The sequence below is a fragment of the Clostridium grantii DSM 8605 genome (assembly GCF_900129965.1).
GTDB classification, from domain to species: Bacteria; Bacillota; Clostridia; order Clostridiales; family Clostridiaceae; genus Clostridium_AF; species Clostridium_AF grantii.
Genome location: NZ_FQXM01000003.1, coordinates 183910 through 200515 on the forward strand (window position 1 = coordinate 183910; position 16606 = coordinate 200515).

Genomic DNA, 16606 nt, shown 5'->3' on the forward strand with positions numbered 1-16606 from the left:
AATTAGTAAAAAACATTAATTTTTTGTAAAATTTTCTTTGTACTACTTTACAGTGAGCTTTGTCAAAGATGTTTCATCCAAATTTTCCGCATCACTACTTTGTATTTCCTTATCAACAATCAAGTAATAAGATTTTCCTTTCTTTAATTCTTCTTGAAGTCTTAATTTTATAGAATCCTGATTATTTGTGCTGATGAAATCATACTTAACTTCTTGCCCTGTAGAAATATCTAATAATTTTATGGTTTCTTTATTAGCTGTGCTTACTTTAACTTTTTTACTAAAATTAATAGTGAATTCTTTGTCTTCGGTAGCCTTTTCAATAGTTTTCAATTGAACTGCCTCTGGATAAAAACAAATTGCATCCAATTTGAAATTTTCATCACTTTTCACCCATAAATCTTTTTTACCTATATAAATATCATCCCTATTAGTTTTTTCGATTATATACTTATAAGCTTCCCAATTCTCTTTTTTTCTTGCTTCATTTAAGTTTATGTAAAACAATTTTCCATCAATCTTAATCTTTACATACCCGCTTTTATCTGTCAAGTTTTCTTTGGATTCTTCATTTAAAAGTATAGCCACATATAAAGAATCTATTTTATTATCAACTGTAAAATTTTCTTTAACTCCAATATCTTGAATTATATTACCCATTGGAGAATAAAATTTCAATGTGGTAAGCTTTAAAAAACCACCATTGGATAATGAGAATAAACTTTGTGCTACTCCTTTACCATAAGTTGTTTTTCCTATAAAGAAAGCTTTACCATAATCTTTAACTGCAGCAGAAAGAATTTCAGATGAACTAGCTGAGTATTCATTAATTAAAAATATTACTGGTTTATCAAAAATTTTATCATATTTTTTACTATAAATTTTGTACACTTGTTTATCTTTATCCTCTATATTTAAAACATTTTTATATCCTACAAAATATCCTGCAATATCTGTAGCAGAATCCATCCATCCACCAGGATTATATCTCAAATCAACAATAAGTTTTTCAATATTATTATCCTGTAAATTATTCATGGAACTTATAAAATCTTTTTCTGTTTCGTCACCAAAGGTTGTTATTCCAATATATCCAATATTATCATTGAATATTTTTGAAGTTACAGTAGAGTTTCTTAAAACTTTTCTTATAGCATCAAACTCAAAAATCTCACTTCCTCTTTTTACATATAGATGTACGCTTGTTCCTTCTTCTCCTCGAATTTTTGTAATAGCTTCTTCAATAGCAATATTAGATAACTCAAAATCATCTGCTTTTATAATTATATCCCCTGATTCAATTCCAATTTCTTCTGCTGAAGAGCCTTCAATAACAGAAATAACTAATACTCCTTCATCTGCCATCTCAACATTTATTCCCACACCACAAAATTTATTATCTAAGCTATTTATAAATTCATCATACTCTTGTTTTGTAAAATATGAAGTGTAAGGGTCATTTAAATTTTTTATTAATTCATCAACAGTAGAAACTTTAAAATCTTCTTCTGAATATTCATGCACAAAATATTTTTTTACTAAAGTTTTAACTTCTTCTAAAACCTCATCTGGCTTATTACTCACTACTTCCTCTGCCGCTAATATATTATTTTCACTTGATAAATTTTCATATGTTACAGCATTTATTATTGTGGTATTAAGTAAACACACCAAAGTTAATACACTAATAAAAATATTAAACTTATTTTTAAATTTCATAGTTATCTCCCTTGCTTTAAATGACCTAAGTTATATAATTTGCAAAAATGCTATTATTCAAAATAATAGCATTTCAATTATACCATGCAAATACAACTTTTTACAATTAACTTAAAATTTTTTATTGAATTATTTCTTTTTTTTGCAAAATCCACTGTTTTTATAAAATGAAAAACCCTATAGAATTTAGCTACAGGGTTTTTCGTTAATACCTTATTTTACAATTAGGTAAACTGTTTTTTATTGTTGTTTTTATCTTCCATAAATTATTACATGATCTTTTAAAATTTCACTTTCACTTAAATTAAAATAATTGTATGTTAATATATTAGTTCCATTAGATGTTACAGGATCATCCCATGTTATATCTAAATAATAATATTTACCATCGATTTTAACTTTATTCCATGCATGTGGTACTCCACCCGCATATCCTACAACATAACTACATTCTATACCAGCTAAATTCAATAATCTATAAGCTGCTATTGCATAACCATCGCATACAGCTTGTCCCTTTATTAGTACTCCATAATCAGTGTGTGCATCATATGACAATGTGTTATTTACATAATTTTGATAATCATAACATGTATTTGATACTATATAATCATGGATAGCAATTTCTTTTTCATAGTCGCTCATTCCTTCAGTGATTATATTTTTAAGTATTTCATTTGCTTTGTTTTTTACTTGTGTTTCTATTGCAACCATTTCTTCCTTAGTTTTAGCATAAGTTATTGTAAGTACACAATTAATCGTGCTGGAAATAGTTCCATTTATATATTTAGTAGAGTATGAAATCTTTGCGCCTTTGTACCACCCTCCACCTAATGTTGGGTCGGTATAAATAACATCATTTATTACACTTAAATCCGTTATTTGGTTTTTACTTGAATAAAGTCCTTGGAATTCTACTACTGTTTCATAATTTTTTAAGCTATTTTTTATCAAATTTTTAAACTCTTCTTTATTTGTAATTATAGTATTACCAGAATTTAATACTGTGGTTTCACTAGTTTTTGTAGCTGGCTTATTATCCCACGCTCCATCTACCCCTACTTTATATCCATCTGGCGTAATTATATTAACCGCCATATCTCCGGATTTGTTTAAATAATAGTATTTTCCTCCTGAGGCCACCCATTTACTTGATGCCATTGCTCCAGAAGTATTTAAATAATACCATTTGCCACCAGTATAAAGCCATCCTGTTTTCATTATTCCACTAGAGCTTAAGTAGTACCAATTCTTTCCTGAATCCAGCAACCATTCATTAGACTTCATAACTCCATTACTTCCTATATAATACCAATTTTTTACTGAATCTTGCACCCATAAATTTGTTTTCATTACCCCATTATTATAATATTTCCAAGCTTGATTTTCTTTAACCCATCCATTCATTACATAAGCATTTGCTATTGAAAAACTCAAACTTATCAATAAACCTAACACTATAAACGTTTTTCTTAGCCTATTATTATTTTTCATAATCCACTTCATCTCCTCAATTTTTCTATTTGAATAAATGGTGTTTTATATATATTTTATAATTTAATTTAAATTTTTATTCAACTTATTGTGATTGGTTAAATTTATTATACCATCAAGTTTTGTTTATTTCTAGTTTAATTATGTTTTTCATTTCTATTTTTAAAATTATAATAAAAATAATTAAAAAAAATACTCAAAAATTCTAAGCTAATTATTCTTAAGCCTTTATTTAATATATGAAAATCTTTTTTTATTCGGCATATGTTGCTTATCTAAGAAAAATATTGAAGAAAAAAGTATTTTCTATTACCAAGAAATCAATCAAAAAAAAGTATACCTTAGTGTAAGTTCAACAAATTCAACTTCAATTAAATCAGATCCACGATTAATGCAAAAATACAAATCCTCAAATTTTCTTACTCATACAAATGCCTTTGATTCTAAAAATAGTATAGCAATCAAGCTAAATATATTAGATAACTTCAAAGCAAAAAAAGATATTCCTTTAAACTTAGAAATATCTGATATTGGCAGTATACAACTATATGGTAAACTAAAACTACAGCCATATATTGATTTTCCTGATAATTATATTCCGATAGCAAAAATGACTCAGCCAATTTTCAAAGCTGGTATTAACTCACAATACCAAACAATTCAAATTAAATCAATTATTTTTAAGAAAATTAACAGATGGATACTATTATCTATGTATAGAAACAAATGAGTACTATACGCTCCGGATATACATGCTTCTAATATAGATTCAAGAATACCTGAAGGCTTTAAATTATTAAACTACGCCAAATCCTTTGGCAATCTACCTATTATTACTGTTGGAGATTTGGCCAACCAAGAAAGCACCTTACTTAACGCATCAAATAGATAAAATTACAGAATTAGATGCTACTTCTTATGATATTAGAACTTTAAATGGAATGGAACATTTAAATTCATTAAAAAATTTAGAAATACTAGATTTATACAACAACAAAATTTCAACTATAGAACAATTAAATTCTTTAAATAACTTAATGATATAGACACTTTATCTTTTTTACTAAAACTTGATACCCTTGATATAAAGAATAATCAAATAGCTACTATAGCTGCTAAGAATTTAATAAAAGCTTTACCAAATTGTAGTGTAAGTTATTAATTACAAACAGGTCTTATGTAACATACACAAGATCTATTTTTTAATACAATTAAATTATAAAAAAGACTTAAAAATACCAAATCCAGTATTTTTAAGTCTTTAATTCGAAAGTTATTTGATTATTTATAGATTGGTATTTCAAAGTAGTTCGTACTATTAGTGCACATATCTATCAATTTTTTTATATCCGTTATTTGTTGATATGCCCATGTAATATCTGTAGCATACTGATGCCACATTTGTTCATCATTCCACCTCATCTTATACAAGGTATCTTGATATTTGCTATTATACTTATTACTTTTTATATAATTAGTAGATATGAATTCTGCTCCACCATTAATAGCCGCATCTATTGAAGTCCATCCATGCTCATAAGCATATTTAGATCCATAATAATTAGGATTTGAATCAATAGCTCCAACTCCATAAGCGTTATACACCTTAGTTGCATTATAACTCAACGAGCCATCACATAATTTTGAAGTTCCATCACCTGTTTCCAACAATGCATGTGCAATTAAATAAATTGGATTTATACCATTAGCTTTACCTGCATCCTTAAACACTTGTCCTTTTTCAGCTAATACACCTTTACCCTTTAACATAAGATTCAAATCATTTACGTCAACCCCCTCCATATAACTTAATTTCATAAACATGTATTTACCAAACTCATCATTAATAAAATTATTTGGGTTCACATAATGAGCCACCTCTTCTTTGGTAGCTTCTCTCCCAGTACCGTATTTAGGACTTTTTGCATATTCTAAGTCAATCATTTGTTGTACAGTTTTTTCAGAAGAAACAAATCGTTTTGTATTATCCAGCACATTTACAGAAACATAAGAATTAATTAATTCACCATCCACTCCTATAGCTTCAATTTTAACAATATGTTTTCCTAATGAAACATTGTACACACTCAAATCATAGCAATATCCACCTTTATCCCCACTCCTATAACCTGGATATACTTTATTCACATCTTCTCTTGTTAGTCCAATTTCTGCTTTTCCCATAAAAATATCATCCACATAAATATTTACCCCATTAATGCCCGATGCATTTAATACCCATCCACTAATCTTAAAATTTGATTTAATTTCTGTATTAGCTTTTGGAAAATCCAATGCCATTTTGGATGGTATTTTAACAATATTAACATTTCTTGAACTCTCAGTAATAGATCCGTCATATCCTTTAACTTTCACTTTGATATTTCTAACACCAACTTTTATTGTATCTATATCAATAGGAAAATTATACCCACTCTTTTCTCCACCTTTATAATCCGGAAATGCTTGTTTAATATCTAATCTAGATATTCCCACATAAGCGTCACCTTTATATACATCATCTACATATACCTCTACAGATTTTACTGAAGAAGGATTCAAAGCCCATCCACTAACCGAAAAACTTGTTTCTATATTAGTGTTTTCTTTTGGAAAATCCACTGCAATTCTATACGGCAATTTTACAATATTTATTTTTATAATATTATCAATGCTTGTCCCATTATTTCCAATTGATTGAATCTTAATATTATGAGTTCCAGCTGTTATTGTATTTATATCAACATTATAGCTATACCCACTTTTATCTCCATTCATATATCCGGGAAATGCTTTATTGACATCTTCTCTTGAAATACCTGTTGTGGCATTACCTATATATATATCATCTATATAAATCTTAACTTCTTTCACTCCTGAATTGTTTAAAGTCCAACCACTAATATTAAAACTATCCTTTATTGAACTGTTGTTTTTTGGAAAATCCAAAGCTATTTTAGGTGGAGTTTTTGCATCTATTGACTCAATCTCCATCTCTCCATTTTTATTAAAATAGAAGGAGCTACCATTTAATTTTAGCCATTGATTTGATAACATGGCCCCTTCTGCGTTCAAATAATACCACTTACCACCTTCATATTTCCAACCCTTCTGCATAATTCCATTATTCCCTAAGTAATACCATCTTTCTGCTGAATCCTTTATCCATGCGTTTGTTTTCATAACACCATCTGAACCTATATAGTACCATTGCTTAACAGAATCTTGTATCCAATAATTTATTTTCATTTCTCCATTAATATAATATTTCCAAGCTTGTCCCTCTTTATTCCACCCACTTATTCCATCAGCTTTAGCTACTAAAATACTCAAATTTGAAAATATAAGTATACTCCATAATACAACTCCTATAGCTTTCTTATTAATTAACAATATTCTCATTCCTTCCCCATGGCTACATTCCATAATTAAATTTAAAGTATAAATATATCATTTAATAGCTACATAATTTAACCATTACTTCATAAATTATAACATCAAAACCATGTTTTTTATAGTATATTAAAGGACTATTTTCTTAATTAACCTTTTTTTCGTTCTTTATTCTTGTTTTTAACATTTGTTTTCTATTTTCCAACATAAAAACCCACACAAAAATGATTACATTGATATAAACCATAATTTAGAAGACAGAACTTTACATACTAGAATCATTATCCAACTACATAAATACAAAAGAGAAGGTATAGTCTAAACTATACCCTCTCTCTTTTTTTATTTACCGTTCCATGACCCATCACTTAATACTGTATAACCATCTGGAGTTCTTGTGTTTTGTGCCATAGCTCCATTGTTATATAAATAATACCATTTACCACTTGTTTGAATCCAACCTTTTGCCATAGCACCATTTCGCCCTAAATAATACCATTTTCCATCAGAATATTTTAACCAAGAATTTTCTTTCATAGCTCCATTTTCACCTAGATAATACCATTGTTTATCCGAATGATAAATCCATGCATTTGTTTCCATTGTTCCATCTTCACCTATATGATACCATTTTTGATCTGAACCTTTAATCCATTCATTTATTTTTAATTCACCCTTATCAAAATATACCCAGACATCATCATATTGAACCCAACCGTTCAATTCTTCAACTTCCGGAATCATTGATTGAATTAATTCTAAATACCCAATAGAATTATCATTATTCAAACTTGGAAAATTAAATTCTAAAGGTAAATTGATATTATTAATTTCTGAATTAAAATTTAAATCTATTGTGTAAATTCCTGTTGGCATAGATGCCATCATTTCTTCATTTACTAATTCTTTATTCATAGCCGTAATGCTTGGTAAATCTATAACAAATTGCACTGTTCCTGATTCCTTTATTATATATCCCTCTGAGTTTACGGAATATTTTAAGTTAATCCCTTTATCACCCAACATTCTAACATCATTTAACTTATCTAATTGTTTATTAATGTTTTCCATCATTGTAGGAAGTTCTGTTTTATAATTAGCCAATTCTGTTTCCATCTCTTTTAAACTTGCTTGCATTTCTTCTTCCGGTAATCCACTTACTTCTAATATCATTTTCATGTAATCTAAAACAAAACCTAATACTTCTTCATCTTGAAGTAAATTATTAGAAGAGTAACGTATCAAATCTTTTAATTGCTTATCATTTAATTTTAATTCATAATTTGTAACATATTGATTTTTTCCATTTTGTTCTATGTATTCATTTCCATTCTTAGCTATTTTTACATCTGGATTAAATTTATAAGCATACTTATCCATAAAATCTAACATTTTTTCTTGAAATTCTTTACTCATATCCACAACACTTGAATAATCAACTTCTACATCAGTAGTTTCTTCTGAAAGCTCTTGAAGATCCATTACGATATATTCTTTTCCATTAGTAAACATATTATATTCTTGCGGAATTTTTATTACTTCTTTTATTAGAGGCTTGTCCCCTTCCATGTTAACATCAACCCACATTCCAGCATCCATAGAAGGTACATTTGTATCTGCTGTTTGAATTGAGATATTACCTTCCATTTTAGCAATAGTTTGAGCCTCATTTGATTTCACCTTACTTGTCACATAAATTTTTGACCCATTTATCATAGGCAAAACAAGGGGCATGTATTGCTCTTCTTGTGGAGATAAATTAGTTGCGGAAACATTAATAGAGATTGTACTCTTTGTTTCAGCAGTAGTTATTTTATTACTCTTTTTCATTGCATTATAAAATGCAATCCCATCTGATGAACATCCTGCAAATAATGCTATGCTCATCAAAATTGTAACCACTAAACTGACACTTTTTTTAAAATTTTTCATTTGAACCCTCCATTTTCACTTAATGTAATAATTATACATTAAAGGGATGATTCCGTCAAATATTTCTTGTTTTTTATATTAGAAAAATTATGTAATCTATAAATTTACCATAATTAATGGTATTTCATCCTAACAATCATGAGTTTTCATTTAACTTTGTATCAATGTATAAAATTTTACAAAGTGTTTAACTTAAACGAATAGGAAATGATAGTCTATGAAATATTTAATATTTTATTTCAGTTCCCTTGAAGCTCTTCGACTTCATTCGACATTATTCTATCATTCGACATTCATCTTATTATTCGACAAATAATTTCAACTTTTCCCATAGAATAAACCCTTATTTGCTTGACTTATTTAATTAAATACAATATAATTAAGTAAGAAATTAAGAATATTAAATGATCTTTTTATATATATTTTTGTACATTGAAAACTGAATATTGTTTGATACGTCAATGGCTTAAAAGTGGCTTTAGATAGTTTATTGATTTGAATTGATTGTGAATTAAGATCATAAAAAAAGAACCGCCATATAAATGACGATTCTTTAATATTTTATTACTTATTTTACTTAAAGTTTTAATCCGATAACTATTGAACTGAAACTAATTGACCAGTTACAGCAGCATTACCTTTTTCATCAACAGTACTAGTATTTACAAGTTTAACTTGTATTGCTTTACTTAAATCTGTTACTGGGCTTGTTAATTTAATAGTAGCTGTTTTAGTTGCAACATCTGATACTGAAGTAACAGCGCCTGTAGTTACTTTAACTCCTGCAATATAAACTTCAAAATCTGTTGCAGTTGTAGCTTTTACATTTTCACTAAATGTTACTGATATAGTATCAGCAGCTGTCAATTTTGCTGATGCAACATATGGTGCAACATTTTCATTGAAATCTACTACATGACTATATGTTGTATTAAGATTTCCTGCTAAATCTCTTGTTCCTGATACTTGAATTAATCTATCGCCTGAGTAAGTTATTGTTCCAGGTGCCACTGTTAATGTAACAGTTTTGTTATCGCCTGAGAAAATAGCATTTGTAAATATTGTTTGCCCACTTACTGTATAGTTAGCTACATTTAAAGCTGTAGCATAATCCATTGATTCTGAGAATTTAACTGTTACAGTTTTATTATCAGCTGAAATAGTAGGTACACCATTAACTGTTGGTGCTGTAGTATCATTTACTGATAATGTTCCTTTTGTAAATGTTACAGATTTTGCATCATTAACTAATGGAGTTGAAGCTTTATCTTTTACAAACCCTGCTGGTATTGAAACTGTATAAGCTCCTACTGGGAATGTTGTATCATTTGATAAATCCAACATTACAGCTTTTGTATTATCTACATCTGCACCGTTAGCTTTGGTATATGCTACTGGTGTAACTGCTGTAGTTGTAGTGAATGTGTTACTAACATAATCTTTCACTCTTGTTCCTTTTATTATTCCTTGATCAGCTGTTACTTCTTCAGAAAAATTAAGAACTAAGTAAGATTTACTATTAAATACTTTTACTTCTGAACTAACTAATACTGGTTTAGTTGTATCTTTAGATACTTGCTTAAGCATTGTAACAGTAGTACCAGCATTTGAACTCATATCTTTGAATTCTGATACTTTTACTTGTTGAACACCTGTTATAGTATCAAATGTACCTACCCAAGTCATTCCATCTTCACTTGTTGTAAAAGTTACTGTTTTCTCACCAACAGTAACTGCTGGAGCTGCTTTTAATTTTTCACTAAAAGTAACTGAAACTCTTGTATCAGATAAAACATCAATTGAACTTACTGTTGGCGCAGTAGTGTCACTTTTTGTTTTAGTTAAGCTTAGCATAGTAGGATTTTGAGCTATTAAATTGCTACCAGTATCTCTTGCTCCAACAATAACTACTGAAACAACTTTATTAGCAGTTACGCTTGAAAGATCAAATGTAGCAACATTTGTACCTGCTGTGAAACTTGGTGCTACGTTTAAAACTGATCCATCTTGTGTTACTGTAACGTTTCCTAAAGCTGACATTGGCTCTGAGAATGTTACCTTTGCTGTATCATATGTTGGATATTCTACTTTTAACACTGTAGGTGCAACAGTATCTGTATATGTTTCTACATTTGTGAATATTGCTGTTTTAGCTGTAGCATCTATTGCTGATTTAATTGGTTGTACAATATAAAGACTTGTTCCACTCATTGCTGCTGTTGTTGTAATTAAAACTGATTTTTTGTCATCTTGTAATTTTGCTGTTGCAACAGTATACTTACCAACTGAATAGTTAGTTGTAGTTTCTGCATCTGTTTTATCAACTTCTTTATTAAAAGTTACTAATAATTGAGTTGCATTAATTGCTTTAGCTGACTCAACTTTTATAGCTGCTGTAACTTTATCTTTTCCATCCCAAGCACCACTTGCAAGAACTTTATATCCATCTGGTGTTACTGTATCTACAGCCATAGCTCCGCCAGCACCTAAGTAATAGTTTCCAACCCATTTGTTTTCAACCATTGCTCCGCCTGATCCTAAGTAATACCATTTTCCATCAGTATGTTTAACCCATGATTTTTCAACCATAGCTCCGTTAGCACCTAAATAGTACCAAGCTGAACCAGATTTAACCCATTTGCTTGCTGCCATTACTCCATCTGCACCTAAATAATACCATTTTCCTGCATCCATGCTCCAAGCATTTTTAACTACTTGACCATTGTTATAAAGCATCCATGATCCACTTGCTTTTGACCATTCGCCTGTTACTGCAGCCATAGCTGTTGTAGCTGGTGCTACCATAGCAGCTACTGTACTAAAAGCCGTTACTGCACTAATTAATGATTTGTTTGATTTTTTCATTAATATCTTTCCTCCTAGTTTTTTAAGTTAATAAAAAATATGTACATCTCTTATTAAACTTATTTTTATTTTGGTTTTATATTGTTTTATGTTGTTAGATTTAATCTACAACATAAAGGCTATAACGATTGTCATAGGTTTGGAAAACTCATACAATACAAGGTTATTTTACTACAATATTATTGTAATAGAACTTGTCCTAGTATGCAAGACTTTTTTTAAGCTTAGGTAAAAAAAATTGTACAAGTTATAGGTTATTATAATACTTTTATGTACATTTTACAACCCTTTTATATTAAATATATCTATTTAATATAAATTCTTCTTTCATAATCAATATATATATTTATTGTTGCTTTTTTCTTATACACCTAGTTATATTCTATAAAAACAAAAAAATTCCTTTTTTTATTTTAATTATTTTGCATTAAATGGTTTTATATAGGAGATATATCTAGTTATATCTTTTTTTATATTATATAACATTTCCATATAAAGCTGACTTCCTTGCAATTTGTACATTTGCACAGGGTCTTTTTGTAGCATGGATTGATATCCAATATATTGTTTCAAATCATCCATTTCTTCCATATGATCTATCCATCTATTGTCAACAAATTTTAATGTGAAATTCTTTTCAATGGCAATCCATTGTTCTCCAAAAGCTTCTTCTTTTTCCTTATAAATCTTTGTAGCTATATCATATAATTTTTCTTTTATTTCTGATTTTCTCAATTTCATAAATTCATCTTTAGTAAATTCTTTTATATCTCCAAAAAAATCTTTGAAAAATTTAACACAATCTTCAACTTCTGTTTCTATATAGTCTTCACTTACAATTCTTTGTTCTACTTCTGTATCAATTATTTCTTCAAACATGGATAAAGTATGATCTTTTAATGAATCGCTATCTACTACTACATTTCTTTGCTCATAAATTACTTTTCGTTGTTCATTTATTACATCATCATACTTAATTAAATTTTTTCTTTGAAAAAAGTGTTCTCCTTCTACATTTCTTTGAGCATCTTCTACTAACTCTCTTACTTTTTTATGATCTAAGGCTTCTTCTTCTAAAAGTTTTAATTTTTTATCAAGAGCTTCTGCTCTTTCTCCTACAAATCTGGTTATTATCTCATCTTCCAGAGAAACATAGAATACAGATTCTCCCACATCTCCTTGACGACCCGAGCGACCTCTTAATTGATTATCTATTCTTCTAGAGGCATGTCTTTCTGTTCCTATAATTTTAAGGCCCCCAAGTTTTAAAGCTTCTTCTCCTAATTTTATATCAGTCCCTCTACCCGCCATATTAGTAGCAATAGTTATCATACCTACTTCCCCTGCTTGTGCAACTATTTCAGCTTCTTTTTTATGGTATTTAGCATTCAATACTTGATGAGTTATTCTTTTCCTTTTAAGCATAGTAGATAGCAATTCTGATTTTTCTATAGATACTGTTCCTACCAATAAAGGTTGTCCAGTTTTATGAGTTTCAATGATGTCTTGAACTATTGCTTTAAATTTTCCAAGCTCTGTTTTATAAATCAAGTCTTCTCTATCAACTCTAGCTATAGGTTTATTTGTGGGAATAACTACTACATCTGTGTTATAAATTTCTTTAAGTTCTTTTTCTTCTGTAACAGCTGTTCCTGTCATACCTGAAAGTTTTTTGTATAATCTAAAGAAATTTTGATAAGTAATAGTTGCCATAGTAGTGTTTTCATCTTGGATTTTCACTCCTTCTTTTGCTTCTATTGCTTGATGTAATCCATGACTAAAACGTCTACCTTCCATAGCTCTTCCTGTATATGTGTCAACTATCATAACCTCATCATTTACTATCATATAATCAACGGTATTTTTCATAACATAATTAGCCGCTAAAGCTTGAAAGGTGTGATGTTGAATTGTTAGATTTTCAAGATTGGCATAATTTTCTACATTATAAAACTTCTCAGCTTTTTCTATACCTTCTTCAGTAAATAAAACTGATTTAGTTTTTTCTTCAATAGAAAAGTCCACATCTTTTACTAGGGATTTTGCAAACAAATCCGCAACTTTATAAATTTCTTTAGATTTCGATCCTTCTCCTGATATTATTAAAGGAGTTCTCGCTTCATCTATAAAAATAGAATCTACTTCATCTACTATAGTGAAATTTAAAGGTCTAAGTACTTTTTGCGCTCTATTTCCCACTAAATGATCTTTTAGATAATCAAAGCCAATCTCACTGTTTGTCCCATAGGTAATATCACAATAATATTGAGCACTTCTTAATTCTGGAGCTTGATCATGAATAACAACTCCTGTAGTAAGTCCTAAAAACTCATAAATTGCTCCCATCTGGTTTTTATCTCTTTGTGCCAAATAGTCATTAACTGTAATTATATGTACACCTTTTCCAGTTAAAGCATTAAGATATGCTGGAAGTGTGGCAACTAAGGTTTTACCTTCTCCAGTTTTCATTTCTGCTATTCTGCCTTGGTGTAATACTATACCTCCAATTAATTGAACTTGGTAATGTTTTAAACCTAACACTCTATAAGATGCTTCTCTAGCCACTGCAAAAGCTTCTACTAATATATCATCCAAAGTTTTCCCATTTTTAAGGTTTTCTTTAAATTCTAGAGTTTTATTCTTCAATTCTTCATCACTTAATAATTGCATTTCAGTGTCTAAGGCTTCTATTTTTTCTGCTGTAGCTATAAGTTTTTTTATTTCTTTTTTGCTGTAGTCTTTTAGTACCTTATCTAAAATTTTCATACTTTCTCCTCACTATTATAATTATGCGAAAGTTAATTTACATTCTTCTGGATCAAAATTTTCTTCAATCACATCTTCTTTTTCGATGATAACTTTTATAACTGCTGTGGAATTACCTTTTATCAAAGGTAGGCTTTCTATTTTCTTAGATGCTTGTATTTCATCATTTTTATTTTTATAAATTAAATTCATATCAGTTAGCTGCACATCTTTTTCAGTTCCATTTGATAATATCAACAAAGAATATTTGTTGCCTTCTTCATCAATGCTGCTTTTGTATGGATTAACCTTAAAACTATCATTCATTACTGGAGCCATATTTTCAATATATTTTTCAATTATCCTTCTATCATATAAAGATATTTTTTCATCAATATAATCCAAAAATGTTTTATTAGACACTTTTGCGGCTATTTTATCAGATTGTATCTGTAACGTACAATCTTCATCTATAGTTTTATAATGTACCAAACTATTCTTGCTAAAAAATATGCTATAAGGTCTAATGTTCATAGTAGGTATTTCTCCAACTTCTACTAACTTTAAATATTCTGATACCACTACTTCTTTATCTTTATTTACAATAATCAAAGGTAAATAATCAAAATTCACATTTTGCTTTGTTGAATTTATTATAAACACTTTTACTTCTATGTTTTCTTCTGATTCATATATGTATATAGTTTTAAAAGAAACTGAGCTTTCCTCTATATCTGAAATAGAATTCAAATCTTCTTTATCAATTTCTTTTTCTAAATTAGAAATTCTATTTTCATCTTTTGGAGCATAAGATATTTCAAATTCATTACTTAACATCCGTCTTCCTTCCTTTCTTTATTTGTTTCATATAAATAATATTACACAAATGCATTATAACATATTTTTTTGTATATTAAAAACTAAAAAACTTTTCCGGAAATCAAAACAATAAAAAGTACTTATCATTTTTAGATGATAAGCACTTAATTGTTTAATTTATGGATATAACCTGGAACACTTTTGTTGTTGAACTAGTATTGGTTGTTGTAGTATTAGTTGTACTACTGGCTGTATTACTTGTTGTAGCTGCTTTACCATCCCACGCTCCAGTGGAACCAACATAGTAATTATCTGGAGTCTTAGTATTGACTGCCATATCACCACTTGCATTTAAATAATAATATTTCCCACCATAAAGAATCCACTTACTAGCAGCCATAGCTCCATTTGAATATAAGTAATACCACTTATTACCCAAATAAACCCACCCTGTTTTCATAGCTCCAGTAGAACCTAAGTAATACCAAGTTTTAGATGTTGAATCCTGTACCCATGAATTAGTCTTCATAACTCCGTTAGACCCCATGTAATACCAGAGTTTTGAGGAACCTTGTACCCATGAATTAGTTTTCATTTTCCCATTCACATAATAATACCAATTACTCCCACTAGCTTTCCACCCATTTGTTCCTGCTGCTTGTACTAAATTTGGCGAAGAAACAAGACTAATACAAAGTATTAGTATAATAATAAGCATAGATTTTAATTTTCTGTTAAACAAAGTATCCACCACCTTTAATATTATTTTATTGCATCTATTTTTTCAAATATCCAACTTTAAACCCTAGATATCTTGTAAATAAATCTACACCTAAGTATACAATCTCTATAATTTTAAATTTTTTCAATAAATTCCTCAACAAATAAATCAATAATTTTTTACCTTCTGAAGCTGAATCATATGCTTTGATCTTCGTTTCATATTTTTTCTCGAACTCACCTATAAGCTTATATCTATTAAATGCAGCTTTGATTTTAAAATCATGACTATGATATATAATGCTTTGCGAATTATATAGTATACTTTTACCACTATCTACTACATTAATAGCATAAATAACATCTTCATTTGTACCAAGATCAAAATTATAGCCACCCAATTCTAAAAAATCTTTTCTTAGGGTAGCTGATGAAGAATCTGAATAAAAAATTGTTTTTCTTCCCCATTTTCCTTTGGTATCTTTATTAGCTATCCTATTATAATCTGGATAATTGAAGTTTCTAATTAACTTTTCAGTTTCAGAAGCTTCTGGATAAGCTATTTGTCTAGAATATGTTGCAATTATATTATTTTCTTCAATAAGAGGTTTAACTAAATTATTTAACCAATTTACATTTTCCGGCATAATATCTTGAGTAATAAAAACTAAAATATTACCAGTAGCTTTTAAAGCTGCTTCATGTCTTGTTAGTCCATGTTGGAAATTATCAACTTCATAGACTATATCGCATAATTCTTTGCATATATTTAAGCTATTATCCTTGGATTTGCTTACTGCAGCTATAATTTCTATTGGAATGTCTATATGTTGCAATTTAATTTCCGAAATAAGTTTATTTAAATATTTTTCGCCATTATAAACAGGCATTATTATTGATATTTTATACATTATGCCGT

11 protein-coding genes are annotated in these 16606 nt (G+C 28.7%); 2 read left to right on the forward strand and 9 right to left on the reverse strand.

Going from position 1 to position 16606, the window contains the following annotated elements:
- Positions 1-42: 42 nt before the first annotated feature.
- Positions 43-1719 (reverse strand): S41 family peptidase, encoded by a 1677-nt coding sequence (locus BUB83_RS02885; protein ID WP_073336843.1) that lies wholly within the window; start codon positions 1717-1719, stop codon positions 43-45.
- Between the two features lie 252 nt (positions 1720-1971).
- On the reverse strand, positions 1972-3213 hold the full coding sequence (locus BUB83_RS02890) for a transglutaminase domain-containing protein (RefSeq protein ID WP_073336845.1): 1242 nt from the start codon (positions 3211-3213) through the stop codon (positions 1972-1974).
- 391 nt (positions 3214-3604) lie between these two features.
- On the opposite strand from BUB83_RS02890, the gene BUB83_RS02895 reads away from it, so the two are divergent.
- Positions 3605-3943: a hypothetical protein gene (locus BUB83_RS02895; protein WP_073336847.1), complete on the forward strand. Its 339-nt coding sequence runs from the start codon at positions 3605-3607 to the stop codon at positions 3941-3943.
- 85 nt (positions 3944-4028) lie between these two features.
- Positions 4029-4259, forward strand: a complete 231-nt coding sequence (locus tag BUB83_RS02900) for a hypothetical protein (protein ID WP_073336849.1) — start codon at positions 4029-4031, stop codon at positions 4257-4259.
- Positions 4260-4494: 235 nt separating this feature from the next.
- On the opposite strand, the gene BUB83_RS02905 is transcribed toward BUB83_RS02900, so the two are convergent.
- The 7 genes from BUB83_RS02905 to BUB83_RS02935 all read right to left on the reverse strand — a co-directional run bounded on the left by BUB83_RS02905 (position 4495) and on the right by BUB83_RS02935 (position 16598).
- Positions 4495-6615, reverse strand: a complete 2121-nt coding sequence (locus tag BUB83_RS02905; RefSeq protein ID WP_073336851.1) for an Ig-like domain-containing protein — start codon at positions 6613-6615, stop codon at positions 4495-4497.
- Positions 6616-6948: 333 nt separating this feature from the next.
- Positions 6949-8538: an N-acetylmuramoyl-L-alanine amidase family protein gene (locus BUB83_RS22660; RefSeq protein WP_073336853.1), complete on the reverse strand. Its 1590-nt coding sequence runs from the start codon at positions 8536-8538 to the stop codon at positions 6949-6951.
- 597 nt (positions 8539-9135) lie between these two features.
- Positions 9136-11403: an N-acetylmuramoyl-L-alanine amidase family protein gene (locus BUB83_RS02915; RefSeq protein ID WP_073336855.1), complete on the reverse strand. Its 2268-nt coding sequence runs from the start codon at positions 11401-11403 to the stop codon at positions 9136-9138.
- A 417-nt stretch (positions 11404-11820) separates the two neighbouring features.
- The gene (gene secA, locus BUB83_RS02920) at positions 11821-14169 is read right to left on the reverse strand and encodes a preprotein translocase subunit SecA (RefSeq protein WP_073336857.1); all 2349 of its coding nucleotides are present in this window, start codon (positions 14167-14169) and stop codon (positions 11821-11823) included.
- Positions 14170-14190: 21 nt separating this feature from the next.
- Positions 14191-14985 carry an SLAP domain-containing protein gene (locus BUB83_RS02925; protein ID WP_073336859.1) on the reverse strand — a complete coding sequence of 265 codons (795 nt, stop codon included), beginning with the start codon at positions 14983-14985 and terminating at the stop codon, positions 14191-14193.
- A 154-nt stretch (positions 14986-15139) separates the two neighbouring features.
- A complete protein-coding gene (locus BUB83_RS22665; RefSeq protein ID WP_073336861.1) occupies positions 15140-15709 on the reverse strand; it encodes a hypothetical protein in 570 nt (189 codons plus the stop codon).
- Positions 15710-15743: 34 nt separating this feature from the next.
- On the reverse strand, positions 15744-16598 hold the full coding sequence (locus BUB83_RS02935; RefSeq protein ID WP_073336863.1) for a glycosyltransferase family 2 protein: 855 nt from the start codon (positions 16596-16598) through the stop codon (positions 15744-15746).
- Between the last annotated feature and the right edge of the window lie 8 nt (positions 16599-16606).